At 67.8% G+C, this 21622-nt stretch carries 16 protein-coding genes and 1 tRNA gene; 4 read left to right on the top strand and 13 right to left on the bottom strand.

Annotated elements, in window-relative coordinates:
- Positions 1 to 26 precede the first annotated feature (26 nt).
- The 11 genes from prfA to ACFXOM_RS12925 all read right to left on the bottom strand — a co-directional run bounded on the left by prfA (position 27) and on the right by ACFXOM_RS12925 (position 14360).
- Positions 27 to 1100, bottom strand: coding sequence for a peptide chain release factor 1 (gene prfA, locus ACFXOM_RS12975; protein ID WP_384938803.1), 1074 nt, complete (start codon positions 1098 to 1100; stop codon positions 27 to 29).
- Between the two features lie 130 nt (positions 1101 to 1230).
- On the bottom strand, positions 1231 to 1455 hold the full coding sequence (gene rpmE / locus ACFXOM_RS12970; protein WP_384938805.1) for a 50S ribosomal protein L31: 225 nt from the start codon (positions 1453 to 1455) through the stop codon (positions 1231 to 1233).
- Between the two features lie 132 nt (positions 1456 to 1587).
- Entirely contained in the window at positions 1588 to 2682 is a 1095-nt protein-coding gene (locus tag ACFXOM_RS12965; protein WP_384938807.1) for an LCP family protein, read from the bottom strand.
- A 652-nt stretch (positions 2683 to 3334) separates the two neighbouring features.
- Positions 3335 to 5089, bottom strand: a complete 1755-nt coding sequence (locus tag ACFXOM_RS12960; RefSeq protein ID WP_384938809.1) for a trypsin-like serine protease — start codon at positions 5087 to 5089, stop codon at positions 3335 to 3337.
- Positions 5090 to 5410: 321 nt separating this feature from the next.
- Positions 5411 to 7408, bottom strand: coding sequence for a transcription termination factor Rho (gene rho, locus ACFXOM_RS12955; RefSeq protein ID WP_384938811.1), 1998 nt, complete (start codon positions 7406 to 7408; stop codon positions 5411 to 5413).
- Between the two features lie 385 nt (positions 7409 to 7793).
- Entirely contained in the window at positions 7794 to 8711 is a 918-nt protein-coding gene (gene thrB, locus ACFXOM_RS12950; protein WP_384938813.1) for a homoserine kinase, read from the bottom strand.
- A gap of 329 nt (positions 8712 to 9040) precedes the next feature.
- Entirely contained in the window at positions 9041 to 10108 is a 1068-nt protein-coding gene (gene thrC / locus ACFXOM_RS12945) for a threonine synthase (RefSeq protein ID WP_384938815.1), read from the bottom strand.
- A gap of 6 nt (positions 10109 to 10114) precedes the next feature.
- The gene (locus ACFXOM_RS12940) at positions 10115 to 11404 is read right to left on the bottom strand and encodes a homoserine dehydrogenase (protein WP_384938873.1); all 1290 of its coding nucleotides are present in this window, start codon (positions 11402 to 11404) and stop codon (positions 10115 to 10117) included.
- A gap of 99 nt (positions 11405 to 11503) precedes the next feature.
- Entirely contained in the window at positions 11504 to 12895 is a 1392-nt protein-coding gene (gene lysA / locus ACFXOM_RS12935) for a diaminopimelate decarboxylase (RefSeq protein ID WP_385037917.1), read from the bottom strand.
- A 15-nt stretch (positions 12896 to 12910) separates the two neighbouring features.
- On the bottom strand, positions 12911 to 13879 hold the full coding sequence (gene nrtL, locus ACFXOM_RS12930) for an ArgS-related anticodon-binding protein NrtL (protein WP_384938819.1): 969 nt from the start codon (positions 13877 to 13879) through the stop codon (positions 12911 to 12913).
- A gap of 55 nt (positions 13880 to 13934) precedes the next feature.
- On the bottom strand, positions 13935 to 14360 hold the full coding sequence (locus ACFXOM_RS12925; RefSeq protein ID WP_384938875.1) for a response regulator: 426 nt from the start codon (positions 14358 to 14360) through the stop codon (positions 13935 to 13937).
- A gap of 618 nt (positions 14361 to 14978) precedes the next feature.
- On the opposite strand from ACFXOM_RS12925, the gene ACFXOM_RS12920 reads away from it, so the two are divergent.
- Together ACFXOM_RS12920 and ACFXOM_RS12915 are read left to right on the top strand one after the other, a co-directional pair.
- Positions 14979 to 15050 (top strand) — tRNA-Arg (locus ACFXOM_RS12920).
- 276 nt (positions 15051 to 15326) lie between these two features.
- On the top strand, positions 15327 to 15959 hold the full coding sequence (locus ACFXOM_RS12915) for a hypothetical protein (protein ID WP_385037914.1): 633 nt from the start codon (positions 15327 to 15329) through the stop codon (positions 15957 to 15959).
- Between the two features lie 60 nt (positions 15960 to 16019).
- Here the strand turns inward: ACFXOM_RS12915 and ACFXOM_RS12910 are convergent, their stop codons facing one another.
- Complete coding sequence (locus ACFXOM_RS12910) at positions 16020 to 16892, bottom strand: nuclease-related domain-containing protein (protein WP_385037911.1); 873 nt, start codon at positions 16890 to 16892, stop codon at positions 16020 to 16022.
- A gap of 1119 nt (positions 16893 to 18011) precedes the next feature.
- A complete protein-coding gene (locus ACFXOM_RS12905; RefSeq protein WP_385037908.1) occupies positions 18012 to 18680 on the bottom strand; it encodes a hypothetical protein in 669 nt (222 codons plus the stop codon).
- Positions 18681 to 19087: 407 nt separating this feature from the next.
- On the opposite strand from ACFXOM_RS12905, the gene ACFXOM_RS12900 reads away from it, so the two are divergent.
- Both ACFXOM_RS12900 and ACFXOM_RS12895 read left to right on the top strand, forming a co-directional pair.
- A complete protein-coding gene (locus ACFXOM_RS12900; RefSeq protein WP_385037906.1) occupies positions 19088 to 19237 on the top strand; it encodes a hypothetical protein in 150 nt (49 codons plus the stop codon).
- Between the two features lie 430 nt (positions 19238 to 19667).
- Entirely contained in the window at positions 19668 to 21236 is a 1569-nt protein-coding gene (locus tag ACFXOM_RS12895) for a hypothetical protein (RefSeq protein WP_385037903.1), read from the top strand.
- The last annotated feature ends 386 nt before the right edge of the window (positions 21237 to 21622 follow it).

Genomic DNA, 21622 nt, shown 5'->3' with positions numbered 1-21622 from the left:
TGGTCCTCCGGGCTGAGCGGTTCGGTTTACGCTGCGGCGAGCTTCGCGGCGGAGTCGGCGTCGACACACGCCTGGATCACGGCGTCCAGGTCACCGTCGAGCACCTGGTCCAAGTTGTACGCCTTGAAGCCCACGCGGTGGTCCGAGATCCGGTTCTCCGGGAAGTTGTACGTACGGATCTTCTCGGAGCGGTCGACCGTGCGGACCTGGCTGCGGCGCGCGTCCGCGGCCTCCTTCTCGGCCTCCTCCTGCGCGGCGGCCAGTAGCCGGGAACGCAGGATGCGCATGGCCTGCTCCTTGTTCTGGAGCTGGCTCTTCTCGTTCTGGCAGGAGGCGACGACACCGGTCGGCAGGTGCGTGATGCGCACCGCCGAGTCGGTCGTGTTGACGGACTGGCCGCCGGGGCCCGACGAACGGTAGACGTCGATGCGCAGGTCGTTGGGGTTGATCTCGACGTCGATCTCCTCGGCCTCGGGCGTCACGAGGACGCCTGCGGCCGAGGTGTGGATCCGGCCCTGCGACTCAGTGGCGGGCACGCGCTGGACGCGGTGCACTCCGCCCTCGTACTTCAGGCGTGCCCAGACACCCTGACCGGGCTCAGGCGTGGCGTTGCCCTTCAGCTTCACCGCGACCTGGACGTCCTTGTAGCCGCCGAGCTCGGACTCGGTGGAGTCGATGATCTCGGTCTTCCAGCCGACGCGCTCGGCGTAACGCAGGTACATCCGCAGCAGGTCACCGGCGAACAGCGCAGACTCGTCGCCGCCCGCGCCCGCCTTGATCTCCAGGATGACGTCTTTGTCGTCACTCGGGTCGCGGGGGACGAGCAGCAGGCGCAGCTTCTCGGTGAGCTCCTCGCGCTGCCTCTCCAGGTCCTTCACCTCGGCGGCGAAGTCGGGGTCGTCCGCAGCGAGTTCGCGGGCCGTCTCGATGTCGTCGCCGGTCCGCTTCCAGGAGCGGTACGTGCCGACGATCGGGGTGAGCTCGGCGTACCGCTTGTTGAGCTTGCGCGCGTGTCCCTGGTCGGCGTGGACCGAAGGGTCGGCGAGCTGCTTCTCGAGATCGGCGTGCTCACCGATCAGTTCCTCGACCGCCTCGAACATCGGGGGCTCCTGGTTTCGTACACGAAGGTGGCTGCTGGGCTGCGGGGCCGGTGCGCCGGGCCGCGGGAGACGGCAAAGCGCCGGTCCCGGCCACCCGCACGGGGCGACCGAAGACCGGCGCAGTGGCTCGCTACTTCTTGGCGGAGCCGGCAGCCTTGCCGAAGCGGGCCTCGAAGCGGGCCACACGGCCACCGGTGTCGAGGATCTTCTGCTTGCCCGTGTAGAACGGGTGGCACTCGGAGCAGACCTCGGCACGGATGGTGCCGCCCTCGATCGTGCTGCGGGTGGTGAACGACGCGCCGCAGGTGCAGCTCACCTGGGTCTCGACGTACTCGGGGTGGATGTCGCGCTTCAAGGTGTCTCCTAGATTCGGGAGGGCGCCGGGTCGCACGCGCGGGATGCGCGCACGTGAACCGGGGCCGACGTACCAGTCTGCCAGGACCGGCCGCATCTCCCAAAACCGGGGGACGCCCCGAGGTATTCCCCGCTACTGCACGATGCCCTCGGCCTGGCCGTCCGCGGTCCCCTTCGTCGCGGACGCGGGGATGGGGAGGTCGTTCCTGAGGGCCGTCCAGACCTGCTGGCCCTGCTTGTCCAGGGGGGAGACGCGGTTGGGGTCGATCTTGTCGTAGTCCACCGGCATCGTGATCATCTGGATGTCGCCGGGGCCGAGGCCCTTCAGTCCGTTCGCGAAGCCGACGAGCGCCTTGACCGAGTCGAGCTCGGAATCCGGCGTGATCGTCTTGGTGGCGGTGTCGGCGAGGTCGTAGAGCTTGGTCGGGCTGGTGAACACCCCGACGTTCTTGACCTGCTGGATCAGCGCCTTGATGAACGCCTGCTGCAACTGGATCCGGCCGAGGTCGCTGCCGTTCCCGACGGACTTGCGGGTGCGCACGAGACCGAGGGCCTGCTCGCCGCTGAGAGTGTGCCGGCCCGGCTTGAGGTCGAGATGGCTCTTGGTGTCGTTGATTGGCACGGTGGTGGTGACCTCGACACCGCCGAGCTGGTCGATGAGCTTCTTGAAGCCCGCGAAGTCGACCTCCATGTAGTGGTCCATGCGGATGCCGGAGATCTTCTCGACGGTCTTCACCGCACAGGCCGGGCCGCCGACCTCGTACGCCGTGTTGAACATGGCGCGGTGTTGCGCCGGGACCTTCTTGCCCGCGCTGTCGGTGCATTCGGGCCGGTCTATGAGGGTGTCGCGGGGCACCGAGACGACGGCGGCCTTCTTGTGGCCCTCGTAGACGTGCAGGATCATCGCGGTGTCCGAGCGGGCACCACCCTCGTCCCTGCCGTACTCGCCGTTGGCCCCGGCCCGCGAGTCGGACCCGAGGAGCAGGATGTCCATGGAACCGTTGTCGACGTTGTCGGGCCGGTCGGCGCCGAGCTGGTTGTTGATGTCGACGCCCTGCAGGTTGCCGTCGAGCTTGAAGTAGACGAGGCCGAGGCCCGATCCGCCCACGAGCACCAGACCTGCCGCGGACCAGGCGGCGATGGTCGCGGCCCTGCGTCCCGTGGAGGGCGGCTTGCGCCGGCTTCCCTTGCCACGTATTCGGCTGCTCTTGCTGCTCTGGTCGGCCATGTCCCCTCAAGTCCTCGTAGGTCCCGTTACCCCCGGCCGTTGTGTTCAGGCACGGTTTGCCCACCCTGTCAAGCTTTGTTACGCCACTGGTGAGACGGTGGAGCGCCAAGAAGGGTTGCACAGGGGCGTGAGAACTCTGTGAGAAGCGCGTGGGCAAGGTTCTGCGCCCGCAACGTGCATCGGGGATGCCCTGAAGGCACTCCCCACCTGCGCCTTTTCCTCGAGCCTGACGGGCGGGCCGGTGGACCGGGGGGCCGGTTGCGAGGGTCGCGGATGTGGCGAAGCTCCCAGGTGCAGGGGACTCCCGGCGCACCACGGACCGACGGGAAGCAGCGCCCTGCCACTCCGGCGCACCTGCGCACCTGCGCACCTGCCGGCCCGCGGCAGGAACGGCGCATGCGGGTCCGGGTACCGGCAGAGCCGTGCGAGGTGCGTCCGGTCCGAGGAGCCGCACGCGAGCCGTGCACCGGGTAGTGATGCCGGCGGCGCTGCGTCGCCTCGCGGGAAGCCGCGCGCCGCCCCGACATGCCGAACGCCCGGCCGGGAGATCCCGACCGGGCGTTCCGCAGGAGGGGGGCGGCCGTGCCGTCGTGCGGTCGGAAGCACCGGACCGGACGCTCGGGAAGCCGCGGCACCGCCAGGCACGGTGGTGTCAGCCGAAGAGGTTGTACGCCTGCCAGCCGGTCCCGAAGTCCTTGCGCGAGGCGAAGATCCCGCCCGAGGACGCGCCGTTGCCGTTGCCCGGGTAGAGCCAGAGCTTGCCCGAGGTGTCACGGGCCAGGAGGTCCGCGTGCCCGTCGCTGTTCACGTCACCCACCGTGATCAGGGTGTTGAAGCTGCCGGTGGTGAACTTGCCGACCAGACGGCGTGCCTCGATGGGCGCCGAGACCTTGCCGGTGCCGCGGTAGAGGTACGTCGAACCGTCGGAGCCACGTGCGATCAGGTCGGGCTTGCCGTCGTTGGTGAAGTCGCCGTGGCCGCGGACCTCGCGGTACTGGCCCCAGCCGCTGCCGAGGAGCACCGGTGCGGCGACGGTGCCGTTGCCCCGGCCCGGGTAGAGGTAGAGGTAGCCGGAGGAGTTCACCGTGAGCAGGTCCGGGACCTCGTCCCCGGTGAGGTCACCGGGGAGCATGAACTGCTTGTTCGTCTTCCAGCCGGTGGACAGGAGCTTGCGCTCGGTCCGCCCGGTCGAGGGGACGTAGTGGTCCCAGTACACGGAGCCGTTGGACGCCCGGACCACCAGGTCCTCGTTGTCGTCCCGGTCGAGGTCTCCCTGGACCATCAGGTTGTACCCGGCGAAGTTCCCGGCGTTGATGGTGCGGGCGAACGACGTGACCTTCGAGGTCCAGCCGAACAGGGTGTTGTCCGAGGCACGGCGGGCCATCACATCGGCCGTGTGGTCACGGTTCCGGTTGGCGTCGTCGACGCGGGCCTGGATCGGGGCGGAGTACGTCGACACCTTCGCGTACACGCCGTGCTTTCCGGCCGCCGAGCAGTCCACGTCGCCCCAGGACACGAGGCCGACGAGCTTGCCGCCGACCACCAGCGGGCCGCCGGAGTCACCGTTGCAGGTGGTCTCGGTCGTGGCGTCACTACCGGTCGGCGCTGCACCGGCGCACAGCATGTGGCCGCGGACGAACTTCGCCGCGGTCTCGGTGGGCGCGGGGTAGGCAGCCGCACAGTCCGAGTCGGACACGACGTCGGCGTCGGCGACCTTCAGGACGTCCGAGCCGCTGTTCGGAACAGTCGAGCTGGTGCGGCCCCAGCCGTAGACCTTGCCGTCGAGGCCGGCCTGGTAGAGGTCGCCGTCGGTCGGCTGTGCGATCGGCAGCGACGGGACGGACACCGGCTGCTCGAGCGTGAGGAGCGCGACGTCGTTGTCGAGCGTGTACGGGTCGTACTTCGGGTTGTGCCACTGCCGCTTCACGAGGTGTGCCACACCGCCGTGCAGGTCGCCGTTCTCGGCGGGCATCCGGTCGGTACCGACGACCACCACGCCGTCCGAGTACCACTTGATGCCCTTGACGCAGTGTGCCGCGGTGGCGACCTTCGTCGGTGCGATGACGACACCGCCGCAGAAGTAGCCGCCCTGGCTGTCCCAGAAGTGGAGCTGCGCCATCCACGGCGCGGCGGAGATCGTCGTCTCCTTGCCACCGATGATGCGCGCGCTCGGCGCCGACTTGACGACGGAACGGGCCGCCGGGGACGGGGCCTTGGTCCGCGCGTCGGCCTCCATCGCCTTGACGGCGCGCTGGGCGAGCTCGTCCTGGGTGACCGAGCTGGACTGCGACGGCTCCAAGTTGGCCGCGGGCGCCTCACCGGCCTCAGCCGAGTCCGAACCGCTGAATGCGATGCCCGCCCCCGCGAGCGCGACGACGGCCGCCACGGCCGGTATCGCGAGTCTCATGCGGCGTTTGTGCCGGCCACCACTGGTGCGTATCTGCACTCGGTAACCCCTCGGGTTGAACCGGCGGAGCGCGACCGCCCCACCGGGAAAGTTTCAGGCAGTGGTGGGGCACGACAGGCATGCGGGCAACGCGCATCACGAGGCCCCCAGCCTCGGACGTGCCACGCAGCGGAATTCCCCCCACTTCGACCGGCTGATGATACGTGCGTCAATTCGTAGTTGACCAGTGGTTTGTGGGGGCGCCCGGGAAACGAGACCGCCCCGTCACCTCAGGGGTGACGGGGCGGGCCCTCGCGTACGGAATTGCGTACTGATGTGACGTCAGTCGCCGTTGCCCGGCGTCGGCGTCGTCTTCTGGATCTGCAGCAGGAACTCGGCGTTCGACTTCGTCTGCTTCATCTTGTCGAGCAGCAGCTCGATCGCCTGCTGCTGGTCGAGCGCGTGCAGCACCCGCCGCAACTTCCAGACGATGGAGAGCTCCTCGCCGCTCAGCAGGATCTCCTCCTTGCGGGTGCCGGACGCGTCGACGTCCACCGCGGGGAAGATGCGCTTGTCGGCGAGCTTCCGGTCGAGCTTGAGCTCCATGTTGCCGGTGCCCTTGAACTCCTCGAAGATCACCTCGTCCATGCGCGAGCCGGTGTCGACCAGCGCGGTGGCCAGGATGGTCAGCGACCCGCCGTCCTCGATGTTGCGCGCAGCACCGAAGAAGCGCTTCGGCGGGTAGAGCGCGGTCGAGTCGACACCACCGGACAGGATGCGGCCGGAGGCCGGGGCCGCCAGGTTGTACGCACGGCCCAGACGGGTGATCGAGTCGAGCAGGACGACCACGTCGTGACCCAGCTCCACCAGGCGCTTGGCGCGCTCGATGGCCAGTTCGGCGACCGTGGTGTGGTCCTCGGCCGGGCGGTCGAAGGTCGAGGAGATGACCTCGCCCTTGACCGACCGCTGCATGTCGGTGACCTCTTCCGGACGCTCGTCGACGAGGACGACCATCAGGTGGCACTCGGGGTTGTTGTGGGTGATCGCGTTGGCGATCGCCTGCATGATCATGGTCTTGCCGGTCTTCGGCGGGGCCACGATCAGGCCTCGCTGGCCCTTGCCGATCGGCGACACCAGGTCGATGATGCGCGTGGTCAGCACGCCGGGATCGGTCTCCAGACGGAGCCGGTCCTGCGGGTACAGCGGCGTCAGCTTGTTGAACTCCGGGCGGCCACGGCCCGATTCGGGCGCCATGCCGTTGACGGAGTCCAGACGGACCAGCGCATTGAACTTCTCGCGGCGCTCGCCCTCCTTGGGCTGGCGGACCGCGCCGGTGACGTGGTCACCCTTGCGCAGGCCGTTCTTGCGGACCTGAGCCAGGGACACGTACACGTCGTTCGGACCGGGCAGGTATCCGGAAGTCCGGATGAACGCGTAGTTGTCGAGGATGTCGAGGATGCCCGCGACGGGGATCAGGACGTCGTCCTCGGCGAGCTGCGGCTCACCGCCGAACTCATCGCGGCCACGGCGGCCGCGACGGTCGCGGTAGCGGCCCCGGCGGCCACGCCGGCCACCCGCCTCGTCATCGAAGTCGTCCTGGCCGCCGCCCTGCCGCTGCTGGCCGCCGCCCTGCTGCTGGCGCTGGCCGCCCTGCTGGTCGTCGCCGCCCTTGCCGCCGCGGCGGTCCCGCTGGCGGTCACGCTGGCGGTCCCCGCGGTCGCCACGGTCACGCTGGCGCTCGCCACGGCGGCCCTCGGCCGTGTCCGTGGCCGCCTCGGCCTTGGCTTCGGGCTGCGCCTCGGTCTTGGCCTCGGCACGCACCTCGGTCTTGAGGTCGCCCTTCGCCTCGGCCTTCGCCTCGCCTTCCGGGCTACCCGCGGGCGAGGTGGCACGGCGCCGACGCCGCTCGCCGACCGGCTGGTCGTCGCTGGCCGGTTGACCGGGGATGTCGATCTGCTGCTGGGTGACGGCCTTCTCGGCCTTCTCCTCAGTCGCCGGGGCGCTCTCACCCGTACGGGCCTTGGAGGTGGCGCGGCGCTTCGGCTTGGTCTCGGCCGCGCCGCTACCCGCCTCGGCGCCCTTGGACGCCCCGCCTCCGCCGGAGCCCGCGGCCTGCGCTTCCTTGATGACCTCGATCAGCTGGCTCTTGCGCATCCGCGCGGTGCCCCTGATGCCGAGGCCGGACGCGACCTGCTGCAGCTCGGCCAGGACCATGCCCTCGAGGCCGGTGCCGGAACGGCGGCGCCGTGAGGTGGTGCCGGAGGCAGCACCTGCGGCGGGCGCGGCGGCGTCGACACTGTTGTCGGCAGTCACGCCCATCAGATCGGTGGTGTCGCTCACGAAGGGTCCTTCCCTGGAGCGGACGTCGGCCTTCTGGCTCGGCGACCGGTTGTGCTGTCCGACGGCGGCCCGTGATCTTACGGACCGAAGCCGGGGCGGTGGTCCCGCCGGGTACGGCGGAAGGGATGTACGTGCAAGCCCGGCCCGAGTTCCCCCTGCTCGGCCCTCTCCTTGGGAAAAGCGAGGGGTGTCGTGCCGGTTCCGGAGCGTGCTCGAAACTGCTCAGGCAGGCTGCTCAGGCAGTCGGGGAGGCTCCCGGAAGAATGGTTGGTCCCGGAAAGGGACACGAAGCACCGCGCCACAAGAATGAGCGCTGCGTACTTGAGGTTAACACTACCGGCTCCAACAAACATTCCCCCTCTCCATCACCGGTAATCCCGTGTCGCTACGAGGCAAGCGGCAGGACGCTCGCCCCCGCGGAGTCCAGGGCCAGCCTGTTCGCCGCCCAGCCCTCCCCCGCGAGGCGCGCGACCTTGTCCGCCGCGCCGTCCTCGGCCAGTGCCAGCACCGTGGGGCCCGCACCGGAGATGACGGCCGGGACCCCGTCCGCGCGCAGTCTGTTCACGAGTTCCACGCTCTGCGGCATCGCAGGGGCCCGGTACTCCTGGTGGAGGCGGTCCTCCGTCGCGGGCAGCAGCAGCTCCGGGCGCCGGGTGAGGGCTTCGACGAGCAGCGCCGCCCGGCCCGCGTTGACCGCGGCGTCCACGTGCGGCACCGTACGCGGCAGAAGCCCGCGGGCGGTCTCGGTCAGCACCGGCTTCCCCGGCACGAAAACCACCGGAACGATGGAATCCGACGGCTCCATCCTGATGGCGCGCGCCGCACCGGCATCCGTCCAGGCGAGGGTGAAACCGCCGAGCAGACAGGCGGCCACGTTGTCCGGATGACCCTCGATCTCGGTGGCGAGCTCCAGCAGCGCGGCATCGTCGAGCCGCGTATCGCCCCCTATCGTCACCGCCCGCGCCGCGACGATCCCGGCGCAGATGGCGGCCGACGACGAGCCGAGGCCACGCCCGTGCGGGATCCGGTTGGCGCAGACGACCTCCAGGCCACGGGGCTGCCCCCCGAGCAGGTCGAACGCCGTGCGCAGCGAGCGTACGAGCAGGTGGCTCTCGTCCCGGGGCAGGGTCTCGGCGCCCTCACCGGCGATGTCGATGTGCAGACCGGAATCCGCGACCCGGACGACGACGTCGTCGTACAGCCCCAGCGACAGGCCGAAGGCATCGAAGCCCGGCCCGAGGTTGGCACTCGTGGCGGGAACGCGCACCCGGACGGCGGCGGCGCGGAATGCAGGACCGGCCATCGCTCGACGACACTCCTTGGTTCTGATTCGTGCTGATCTTCGGTAATCCGTGCTCAACGGCTCTGATCGGCGAGATGTCTGATGAAAACAGGAAGACCCGGGCCGTCAGGGCAGCGGCGCCGCGGCATATGCGGCGTGGCGGGTTCGGTACAGCGTATCGAAGGAACGCTGCCTGGCGACACAGGGCGCACGGGAGGCGCACGATGCGTGTCGCACGCCCAACCACAGATCGCCACCACTCGGCCACCCGCTTCGCGCGCCCCCGCCCTCCCTGTGTGCCTTTACGGCCGCTTGGGAGGGTTTGACGCGCCTACGGATGGTTCCGGCTGCTACGCGAGACCGAGCCGCTCTGCCGCCACGGCGGCGTCCACCGGCACGGTGACCGGTTGGGGCGCCCCGGCGACCGCCCAGTCCGGGTCCTTGAGCCCGTTGCCCGTGACCGTGCACACGATCTTCTGGCCCGGATCGACCCTGCCCTCCTCGGCCGCCTTCAGCAGCCCGGCCACCGACGCGGCCGAGGCCGGCTCCACGAAGACGCCTTCGCGCGAGGCCAAAAGCCTGTAGGCCCGCAGGATCTGACGGTCGGTCACCTCGTCGATGAAGCCGCCGGACTCCTCCCGGGCCGCGAGCGCGAACTCCCAGGACGCCGGGTTGCCGATCCGGATCGCCGTGGCGATGGTCGAAGGGTCCTTGACCACCTCTCCGCGCACGATGGGGGCGGAGCCGGAGGCCTGGAAGCCCCACATCCGCGGGGTGCGCGTGGACGCTCCGTCCGCGGCGTACTCCTTGTAGCCCTTCCAGTAGGCCGTGATGTTGCCGGCGTTGCCGACGGGCAGCACGTGCACGTCCGGCGCGTCGCCGAGGGCGTCGACGATCTCGAACGAGGCGGTCTTCTGCCCCTCGATGCGCACCGGGTTCACCGAATTGACCAGCGCCACCGGATAGTTCTCCGACAGACGGCGGGCCAGCACCAGGCAGTCGTCGAAGTTGCCGTCGACCTGCAGGATCTTCGCCCCGTGCACCAGCGCCTGACCCAGCTTGCCCATCGCGATCTTGCCCTGCGGCACCAGGACCGCGGAGACCATCCCGGCGCGGCCGCCGTACGCCGCCGCGGAGGCCGACGTATTGCCGGTGGAGGCGCAGATGACGGCCTTCGCGCCCTCCTCCTTGGCCTTGCTGATCGCCATCGTCATGCCGCGGTCCTTGAAGGACCCGGTCGGGTTCGCGCCCTCGACCTTGAGATGCACCTCACAGCCCGTGGCCTCGGACAGGGACTGGGCGGGTACGAGTGGCGTGCCACCCTCGCCGAGCGTGACGACGGGCGTCGCGTCCGTCACCGGAAGCCGGTCACGGTACTCCTCGATGATGCCGCGCCACTGGTGGGTGCGAGTGCTCATGGGTCCCTACTCTCCTTCAACCCGCATGATGCTGGCGACTCCGCGCACGGTGTCGAGCTTACGCAGCGCGTCGACCGTCCCCGTGAGGGCGGCGTCCTGCGCACGATGGGTGACGACGACGAGCGAAGCCTCGCCGTCCTTACCCGTCTGGCGCACCGTGTCGATGGATACGCCGTGCTCGGCGAAGACCGTCGCCACCTGGGCGAGCACGCCCGGCTTGTCGGCCACGTCGAGGCTGATGTGGTAACGCGTCACGACCTCGCCCATGGGGCTCACGGGCAGCTGTGTGTACACGGACTCGCCCGGGCCGGTGGCACCGGCGAGCTTGTTGCGACAGACCGCGACCAGGTCGCCCAGCACCGCCGACGCGGTCGGGGAGCCACCGGCGCCCGGTCCGTAGAACATCAGGCGTCCGGCCGCCTCGGCCTCGACGAAGACCGCGTTGTACGCCTCGCGCACGGAGGCCAACGGGTGGGTGAGCGGAATCATCGCGGGGTGCACGCGGGCCGTCACCGACCTGCCGTCCGCCGCCCGCTCGCAGATCGCCAGCAGCTTGATGGTGCAGCCCATCTGCTTGGCGGAGGCGAAGTCCGCCGCCGTGACCTCCGTCATGCCCTCGCGGTACACGTCGTCGAGGCGGACCCGCGTGTGGAAGGCGATGCCGGCGAGGATCGCGGCCTTGGCCGCGGCGTCGAAGCCCTCCACGTCGGCGGTCGGGTCGGCCTCCGCGTAGCCGAGGGCGGTCGCCTCGTCGAGCGCCTCGGAGTAGCCGGCGCCGGACGTGTCCATCTTGTCGAGGATGAAGTTCGTCGTACCGTTGACGATGCCGAGGACGCGGTTGACCTTGTCCCCCGCGAGGGACTCGCGCAGTGGCCTGATCAGCGGGATCGCGCCCGCGACGGCCGCCTCGAAGTACAGGTCCCGGCCGTGTTTCTCCGCCGCGGCGTACAGCGTCGCGCCGTCTTCGGCGAGCAACGCCTTGTTCGCCGAAACGACGGAGGCACCGTGCTCGAAGGCGGTGGTGATGAGGCTGCGTGCGGGCTCGATGCCGCCGATGACCTCCACCACGACGTCGAGGTCGCCGCGCTCGACGAGCGCCCGGGCATCGGTGGTGATCAGCTCCTGCGGGACGCCCGCACGGACCTTGGAAGGACGGCGGACGGCGACCCCGGCGAGCTCCACCGGGGCCCCGATCCGCGCCGCGAGGTCGTCGGCGTGCGTCGTCATGATGCGCGCCACCTCTGAGCCGACCACTCCACAGCCCAGCAGCGCCACCTTCAGCGGACGCGTACGCATCATCCGACCTCGTTTCCTTCATAAAGCTGAATGCGAACCAGTCTCACCCACCGCACGGGGGTTTCTATCCCCTGTCCGTATCGTGAGACGCGTATTTCATCAGCCGACATCGAGACGCAGGAGATCCTCCTCCGTCTCACGCCGGACGATCACCCGCGCCTCGCCGTCGCGCACGGCGACCACGGGCGGACGGAGTGCGTGGTTGTAGTTGCTGGCCATCGAGCGACAGTAAGCCCCGGTGGCGGGCACCGCGATCAGGTCACCGGGCGCCAGGTCGGAGGGCAGGAAGGCGTCGCGCACGACGATGTCACCGCTCTCGCAGTGCTTGCCGACGACGCGGACGAGCATCGGCTCGGCGTCGCTCGTGCGCGAGACCAGCGCCACGCTGTACTCGGCGTCGTACAGGGCCGTACGGATGTTGTCGGACATGCCGCCGTCGACGCTCACGTAGGTGCGCAGTCCCGCGAGCGGCTTGATCGTGCCGACCTCGTACAGCGTGAACGCGGTCGGCCCGACGATGGCGCGGCCCGGCTCCACGGAGATCCGCGGGGTGGAGAGCCCCGCCGCCTCGCACTCCCGGGTGACGATCTCGTTCAGCGCCTTGGCGATCTCGTGCGGCTCGCGCGGATCGTCGTCGGAGGTGTAGGCGATGCCGAGGCCACCGCCGAGGTCGATCTCCGGCAGCTCGACCCCGTGCTCGTCGCGGATCGCCTTGAGCAGACCCACGACCCGGTGGGCGGCCACCTCGAAACCGGAGGTGTCGAAGATCTGCGAGCCGATGTGGCTGTGGATGCCGATGAGCTCGAGGCCGTCGAGCCGGAGCGCGCGCCGCACCCCTTCGGCGGCCTGCCCACCGGCCAGCGCAAGCCCGAACTTCTGGTCCTCGTGGGCGGTGGCGATGAACTCGTGCGTGTGCGCCTCGACGCCGACGGTGACCCGGATCTGGACCCGCTGACGCCTGCCCAGCGACTGTGCGACGTGGGCGACGCGCGCGATCTCCTGGAACGAGTCGAGGACGATGCGCCCGACCCCCGCGCGCACGGCCTTCTCGATCTCGTCGGCGGACTTGTTGTTGCCGTGGAACGCGATGCGCTCGGCGGGCATCCCCGCGTCGAGGGCGGTGGTGAGCTCGCCGCCGGAACACACGTCGAGGTTGAGTCCCTCCTCGTTCAACCAGCGCACCACAGCCCGGCTCAGGAAGGCCTTCCCCGCGTAGAAGACGTCCGCGTCCTTGCCGAAGGCGCCGGCCCACGCCCGGCAGCGGGCACGGAAGTCGACTTCGTCGACGACGTAGGCCGGCGTGCCGAACTCCTCGGCGAGCGCGGCGACTTCGATCCCCCCCACGGTGACGGCCCCGTCCTCGTTCCTAGCGACGGTCCGGGACCAGACCTTCGTGTCGAGGGCGTTGAGATCAGCCGGCGGAGCGGTGTAGTGGCCCTCGGGCAGGACGTCGGCGTAGCGGGGCCCGGCGGGGTGTGCGGAACGGCTCATCTTCTTCTCTCACATCTACAGGTGTTCGGGTGCGCTGATGCCGAGGAGGGCCAGGCCGCCGGCGAGCACCGTCCCGGCGGCTTCGGCGAGGGCGAGCCGGGAACGGTGGGCGGCCGAGGGTTTCTCGTCACCGACGGGCAGCGCGGAGTGCTGGAAGGCGAGCAGGGCGTCAGCTGTGGATTCGAGGTGCCGGGCGACCCGGTCGGGGGCGCGGAGGCGGGCGGCCGAGTCGAGGACGGCGGGGTACGCGCCCACGGCGGCCAGCAGGGCGGGCGCGTCGACCGGGGCACAGGGGGCCGCGGTGAAACCGAGCCGTGCGGCGCCCCGCAGCAGCGCACGGCTGCGGGCATGGGCGTAGCGGACCCGGAAGAGGGGGTTGCCCTCACGCTGGACGAGCAGGGCGTCACCCAGGTGGGGACGATCGTGGGCGGCGGGGCGGAGCAGCGCCCAGCGCAGGGCGTCCGCACCGAGACCCTCGGGAACTCCCCCGGCGGGCACCACCGCGACGCGTTCCCTCCCCGCCGGCTCGATCACGGCGTCGGCGCCCTGGGTCCGCAGCAGGCACACGACCGTGGTGGTGAGGACCTCGGCGCGCAGCTCCGCGACGGGCGCGAAGGCGACCCGGGTGCCGGCGAGGCCAAGGCCGTGGCCGTACCGCAGGCCCTGCTCCCGTACGGTCCCGATGACGGCCGCACCGGCTTCCCGACCGAGCGTGAAGTTGAGGAACCCGGGGCCGGTGATCTCGACCCGTGCGATGCCGGGGGCGTTACTGAGCCGGGAACGCAGGACCTCGGCGACATCACGCGGCCGCCGTCCCGCGGGGCCGGCGAGCCGCAGTGCGACGCTGGTGGCGTAGTCCCCCTGCCCGCCGGGGCGGGACCGCTCGACCTTCACCCGCTCGGGTACCGCCACCTCCAGGGCACCCTCTTCGACCGCGCGGCGCACGGCGCTCAGCACGGTACGGGAGAGGTCGGCGGGGGTCACGGGTCAAGCCTATGGGAGGGAGGGGGTGTGATCGCGAACAGGTTTCGCCATGCGGTCAGCCGCGCGTGCTCCCGGCCCTCCCGGCACCATGCCAGCCGTCTACTGACGGCGGACCCTCCCGATGCATCAACTGCCGGACGAGCCGGACCAGCTCGGTCGGCTCGAAGGGCTTCGCGAGGAACGCGTCGACGCCGGCGGCGACACCGGTGTCGACCTCGTACTGGGTGCACGCGCTGATGATCGCAACCGGGAGGCGTCTGGTCCGGGGGTCGGAGCGCAGTCGGGCGGCCGTCCGCAGGCCGTCGAGCCTGGGCATGACCACATCGAGGGTGATCACGTCGGGGCGGACCTGGTGGACGACCTCCAGGCACTCGGCACCATCGGCCGCGGTCACGACCTCGAAGCCCTCCAGCTCGAGATTGACCCTGATCAACTGCCGAATGACCCTGTTGTCGTCGACGACAAGGACCCGGCCGGACACGCCTGACACAACTCGAGAGTAGGTCCGCCGAGGGGGCTGCGTCCGGCTTTTCCCCACTTCCGACCCCTGCGGGGGAAACGACGGGCCCCCGCCCCACCCTTGCGGGGGACGGGCGGAGCGGGGATGACGTTCACGGGTGGGACACGGCAGCGGCCGTCGAACGGACGGTGGGGGTGGAGGCGGGAGCGGGGCCTGGAGCGGGGCCGAAACCACGGGCGGGCACCTGGGAGCTGGAGGAACGGGCGCGCCACGCTGACCCGCACCGCTCCGGGCGGTGCGGGTCAGCGCGGCGCAGCCCGCGGCGCCGCCGGGCGCCGCCCCTGCGTACCCTCCCTCCGTGCGCGTCGGGAAGGACGGGCAGGGGCGGCACGGGGCCGACGGGGCGGACCGCCCCGGGGGGACCGTCCGCGACGAAGCGCGGGCGCACGCCGGGCGGGCTACGGCTACGGCTACGGCTACGGCTACGGCTACGGCTACGGCTACGGCCAGGGTCGTGGAGCCGCCGGCAGCGTCCGCCAACTCGGCCCCGACGCCCCGAACCCCGGTTGGAAATACCTGTTCACGGGCACCCCGCCGGAGCTGGTAGGGTTCTACCCGTCGCCGCCGAGAGCGGCGGACGCCCCCGTAGCTCAGGGGATAGAGCAACGGCCTCCGGAGCCGTGTGCGCAGGTTCGAATCCTGCCGGGGGCACCCTGTATGAGGTGCCCAAAGACCCCGTCACCAGCGGAAACGCAGAGGCCGGGGTCTTTTGCTTGTGCAGGCGTATGCGGCCCGGAGCGGGCGTATGTCGGGGTCTGTGGACGAGGCGTGGACGGGATCTTGAGGCATTCCCGCAGGTGGCGCAGCGCATCGAAGTCGAGCAGCCGCGCCGCTCGCTATCGTCGTCCCGGTAGTGGACAACGTCGAGGGTGGGAAGACTGACGACCGCCGCCGGCGGGCAAATGATCGGACGAGGTGGGGGATCTCGTGGACGTGACCACGCTTGCAGTTGCGCTCATCGGCGTCGGAGGAACGCTCGGCGGAACTCTGGGCGGAGCGCTGCTCAGCCAGCGCGTCACCCGGGAGCAGAACCAGCGCGCGGATCGTGAACGAGCGGAGGACCGTCACGACCGAGCGCAGGAAGCCAGGCGGGATCTCTATGCCCGCCTGAACACTACGGCTCGCGCCTACCGGGTCGCTGCCCGAGACTCCGTCCGAGCTGCCGAGCGTGGTGAAACCGTCGAGCCAGCAGTCCTTGACACCGCCAGGGACGCTTGGTTGGAGCAATACTCTTCGGCGCAGATGGCGCTGCCGAAGTATGTCCACGAGATTGTTTCGATCCTCAACAGGGCGCTCGGCGTCGGGTATTCCGTAGTCAAGCAGTTGCCGAACAGTCCTCACCCGGACGAGGCGTACAGCCGTGCCAAAGCTTGGTTCAGCGGTCCAATGTCCGACGGGGTATATCTGCTGCGGGTCACTCTGCGCCATGACCTCGGTGTCGAGGTCGAGCCCGACTTCGAACGCACCTGCACACGGATACTCGCCGCGCTCGATGGCGAGCGGAAAAACCTTGAACGTCTACTCTCCTCCGAACAGACCCGGGCGACCCGGCCTGCTTGACGGGCCAAGGAAACGACGAGGCCGCTGGCATCACGCCACAGCCCTCAAACACGAGCAAGGTCATGTCGCCGCCGGCGGAACCTGGCTCCAAGCCTGTCGATGGCGAGCGACGCTGTACACCTGCTCGACCTGCTCGGCCGTCAGCACCCCGGAGAGCGGCGCCAGCGCCGCCACCTGACGCTCCTGGTACACGCGCACACTGAGCTGTGTGGCAACCACCTTCAGATCGGTCACACCGACGAAGACGAGCACCGGCTCCACCGGGACGGGAAAGCCGCAGTAGCGCTCAAGCACTCGGGCTACCCGCTTGGCCTCAGCCCTGCTCTTACGCGCATAGGGCGCCGGCTTTCCGTGACCCACCTTCACGGAGTCGTCGCCGACCCACACAGCCCTTCTGTGATGGTGTTTCGTGTTGATGCTGAACACGCCACCGGGCCCGATCAGCAAATGGTCCACGTCGACCTTGTCGGCCAGGAGGATGGAATGCAGGACGCGCCAGCCGTGCCGCTCCAAGCGGTTCAGCTCGGCTCCCACCCGCTGCTCCCCCGCCAGACCCTTCCGCCAGGAGTCCCACTCGGCGGGGCGCCGCAGGAGCTGTAAGACGACTCGCTTGATCAGGCCTGGTCCGGATTTGTGGAGCAGAGACTCACCGGGACGGTTCGTGGACAGGTCGTCGGCCGCCGTCAGAGGCGGCAGCAGCGGGGGCCCCGCAGCCTTGGACGTCCTGGGCGGCGTCTTCTGCGGCGCGACCGGTTCGGGTTTGTTCCGTAAGTGATCACTCAGCACGGCGATCACGTCGTCGCGATACTCGGCGACCAGGACCGTGATGGCCCGAGTCTTCACATCCGCCCAACCGACCGCCGTGCCTTCAGTCAGGTTCGCGTACAGGCGATCATGTCCGTATCGCTTCCAGCGCGTGACCTTCAGCTCCACGAGTTCCCCCTCGTCCGCTCTCGGCTCAAAGCGTCGCAGCAGGTGGGGCTCATGACGAGAGAGGCCCCGGACAAGTTACCCGGGGCCTCGGTGGGGTGCAGGGTGTCTCACTCGTATTCGCGGAGCAGATCCTCGATACGCCGGTTGGCCACGTCCTGCCGTCCGTCGAGGCACTTCGCGTAGCGGGTCAGCAGCACCTCAACGATGATCGGCAGTTTTAGACGATCCCAATAGCCGCTGAGTAACAATCTTCTTCACGGGTTCAAGGCGGCTCGCTCCGCTCGCCGCGCGCGGCCCCGGCTCGAGCGCCGGGCCCCGACGCTCCTGTCTCCGCCCCGCTCCGGGCCCCGGCTCCGCCGGCCGCGCGGCTAGAGCGAGCACACCTGATGCCGTGGACGGTAGCCCGCTGTGGCTGGGCCAGGTCGGCTCCACGGCTTTAGGCAGCCACCATGGGGCGAGCCTCGAAGATCGGGGCCCACATCGGGCCATTACCGGGCAGGTCCACAGACTGCCCGATTTCGCTGACCAGCGTACGGGCCCCGATCTCTCGCCCCATGGCAGCTCCCGCCCAAAGCCGCTCCACCGACCTTCGTGGGAGAGAACCGCGTGGTCCGTAGTCCTGGCATGAACTCAGTGGCCGGCCTGCGTCTCAGCATCTGCGGCTCGTGTGCTCCTGCGGAGGGTGATCGCACGGTGGGCGGTCGACACCGCCAAGAGCGCGAGCCAGGTTCCTCCCAGACATGGCCCGAGGAGATCCCACCAGTCCAAGACTGGCTCCGCAAGGATCCTCGCGACCCACCAGACGTCGTAGGACACGATGCAGGCGAGCGCCACAGATACGAGAGCCGTCGTCCACCAACGCTCAGGCCAACCCTTGCTCACGCTTCCCCCAGCCAGAACCGCCGATGCCGACCCGCCCAGTGTGCCGTGCCCGCTGCGTGCCCGATCCAGCGGGACGTATCGGGGACTCAAGGGGAACAGCGGCACCAACCACGCTCCCGTCCAGGTCAAGGGCTTGGCAGGTCAGCCGCCATCCGCATACGGCGTCTTCCAAACAAGTGCACCAGACGATGGCTGGCCACTCTTGACTCGGTTGAGACTCCACCGACCTCTCACGCACTATCCGCCTGTCTGACGAGATCGCCGCTTAGCGTGCCTCAAGTCGACCAAATCCTTTTGAGCCTGCAACGTGTCCCCTTCGACTCGTCGCATCATTTCTTCAGTAAATGTGCGCCCCTTGGATCTTCTCCCGATGCCGGCAAAAAGCCTGTCGAGGCGATCCAGGGATACAAGAGATGCCTGAGCAGAGGCTACTGCTCTGCGCCCCCTCTCCTCTTCACTGAGAAGGTCCGCCATTTCGGTGTCACCCTGCTCGTCCCCCTGTTCGTCTCCTCCGGATGCCCCTCCCTGTTCAGATAGAAGAGCTAGCTGCAAGCCCATGAAGTTGAGGTGCGAGCTCAAAACGTACAGCTCCAGCCGCTGCTCAATGGATACGCCATCCTCGTCCTGCACAGCTGCAACTCGATCGCACAGGCCCTCAACATGACTGTGAAGCGCATCGTAGAGCTCTATGTCGCCTTGGTTGCCCTCCAGACGCAACAGCATATCGCGAAGATCACTTACTTGATTCTTGATGCCGTGCAAAACAGGAAGCATTGAAGATGCCAAAGCTCTCTTCTTGTTCCGCCAATCAAGAAATTGCCCAATCGCCGGAATGGCGGTGACCACAAACAGGAGTGCTGTTGCAACAAACAGCCCCCAGGTTGCCAACACTAGCTGATATTCCACATCTCCCCCTGGTTGCTATCGGGCACTGGCAACACAACCCCCTGCATTATTCCGTGCCAGCGAAGTCCTTCGCGCCTCCTTGCCACATCTCGCCGAGGCGCAGACACCAACTAGCGCAGCCGTGCTGCCCACCACCGCCACCTGCCTTGCACCGCGCAGGAGCGAGTGCTGATTCGCCCGCCCTGACTGCCGGGGCAGTACCGCTGGCCGACGGCCGCACCAGAAAGGCACCAGATGAAGCTGGGAGTCGCGGTCAACAGCGGTTCAATGCGAGGACACTAGGCAGAGTCCCCGATGACCGTTCCTCCTGTTCAGAGCCCCAAAGTGCTAGGTGCCACCAGTGATTCCCAAGCTCAGAGCGCGGGGCTGGCCTTGACGCCTTCGCTTCGCCCTGATCGCCTGCGTCCGTGGCCATAGACCCGAGTGAGTACGACAAGGCGATGCCGATCGCTCTCGTCGAAGCACTGCGCGATGAAGATGCCCAGGGCGTTCCGTCGCAAGCCGTAGACGAGTACGCCCGTCGGATCTCTGAGGCACCGGACATGCTCCCGTTCTGACATCCACAACTGACATCAACGACTGTGGACAGTGGCAGCCCCGAGCGGCCCAACCCGACTTCGTCATCCTCAATTCGGAGTGCTACGACACGTCGCCGAACGAACTTACAAGGCAGCTGTCACGCGCGCTACCTAGGCGCATCCCTGACTGGTTGGCACAGGTGCAACGGGCCGGACTGCAGTGAAGTCGTGGATCTGATCGCGAGTGGCGGAAAGCAGCAACAGCCATGCAATGCAGCCTTGCCACGGGTAGAGGTCCAGATGTACCAGGGGGCCATGGGGAGTGGTGGCTGCTGACGGGTGGCTGACCAGCGCATCCGCCGCAGGCAATCTGCTGCAGGCCCTGCTCGTTCGAGAACCCAGGCCGCGCCGGACAGCGCCGACGCCTTCGCCCGCCTGCAGACCCGTCCTGAACCTACTTTCGGCCAACATGGCGCAGTTGAGCGTACAGAAATCCGGGCCTGGGTATCGATGCCGATCTGCGGAAGACCGGTCGACGAACCTGGGGGCGTCAATGCGTGTTTCCGAATATTACAAGCTGAGGCGAGCGCAGCCGACTCTCGACTTCGTCGACGTGGATGTAGAAAAAGACACCCCGGTCTATATCGATCCGAGCACCCTAAAAAATCTTCCAGACGAATGGTCAAGCCAGTGCCACACGATGCTTTCGACTTTCTTTCATAGTGTGGTGGACGCAATTAATGCTGGCGACCAGGGCAGGCTCCGCGAGCTCCTTGTGCGGCTTCAGGAGCCGAACGAGACACACTTCGGCCTGTCAAAAGGGAAGTCACGCGGTCGAGGCCTGGGCCCTTATCTCGTGCAACGCATAACCAATAACCTGGTAGTAAGCCGGGCGGCAGAGACTGGCCTGCTTGAGGATCTAGAAGATACGGCCCTATTCATAGAAGGAATCGGTAAGGACATCATCTCAGATGTGACCACGAACATTATTCGCGGGATGCTGATCTCGTACACGCAGTCAATGGCCTCGATCTACGGCATGGAACTTAAAGACGGCATGTACAGTGGACTCGTTTGGAATCACTCAACTTGCGAATGGGAAGAGGGAAATACTCGCATGCTGGTACCAGGAAGCCCCCTGCTCTTGGTACCCAAAGTAATCGTCCGCCACGACCTGCACTTGACCAAGGAGGAATACTTTAGGAACCATTTGGCGCCGACACTGCAGGACGAGGAACTCGACAAGCCCGGCAGCAAGCTAGTCCAAACCGCTAAGACGGGGCGCAAATTTGTAACCAAGATAGACGTCGAAAAGGAGTATGGCGGCGGCAAAGAAAGGATGGTAGACCTGACGTTGACCCGCTCTCAAGTTCTCCGCGACTACAAGGAAGAAAAGCGCAAGAAGCCATCCCCTCCTCTCGATCACGATGCGCTGAGCCAGGCCACTGGGACCAAACCGGTAAGTTACCGGAACCTTCTGAACGAAGTACTTGACACGCCCCCAGGCGCCGAGAATGCCACTATCTATCATCACAGGGTACACGCACTCCTTAGTGCGATCTTCTACCCTTGGCTGACCTATCCGGTTGTCGAACACCCCTTGGATCAAACTCGAAAGCGAGTTGATATCACATACACGAACAACTCAACTGAAGGATTTTTCGGATGGATAACACGACAAGGCCATCCGAGCTCGCACGTATTCGTCGAATGCAAGAATTACAATTCCGAGCTCGGGAATCCCGAGCTGGATCAGCTTTGCGGCAGGTTCTCACCACTACGCGGAAAGGTGGGACTGCTGCTATGCCGATCCCTCACGGACAAGGAACACTTCCTCCAACGCTGCAGGGACACAGCGCTTAGTCGCCATGAGTTCGTACTCCTCCTCGACGACAGCGATCTTTCAGCACTCGTCGATGAGGTCATTACAGCACATACCCCTGCCGACCCGAATAGGCTCGATAACGAAGACGAGGAGCAACCCTACCCTGGGGAGTTTCGGCTGCTATTTGAGCGCTTCCGGCAGCTCGTTAGCTGATCCTTGCTTAGCTGGGGTGGCGTTCTTCTGGAGCTTGCCCCAGCTTTCAGCGGCGCACAGCAGGGCAATCGTCTGGACTGCTGCCGTTCCGTGGACCTTCCGTGGACTGAGACAGAACGGTCAGCCGCCGCCAGGGCCCTGACCGGCCGAAATACATGGGACTCAAGCGCCCTCCGGAGCCGTGTGCGCAGGTTCGAATCCTGCCGGGGGCACTCGCCGAGGATCAGTAGAAATCAAGGCGCTGACCAGGGCGGATGCCGAAAGAAGAGGGCGGGAGTCAGTCTCACTGGCTCCCGCCCTCTCTCATTGTCTCCCCGTGCTCACGCGCCATCTGCGATACGGGCGGCGCAACCTCGACGCAAGCCCTGATCGGACCCCGCGTCCCT

Source organism: Streptomyces sp. NPDC059169 (genome assembly GCF_042755225.1).
Classification (GTDB): Bacteria; Actinomycetota; Actinomycetes; order Streptomycetales; family Streptomycetaceae; genus Streptomyces.
This window is presented reverse-complemented; position numbering and strand designations above follow the sequence as displayed.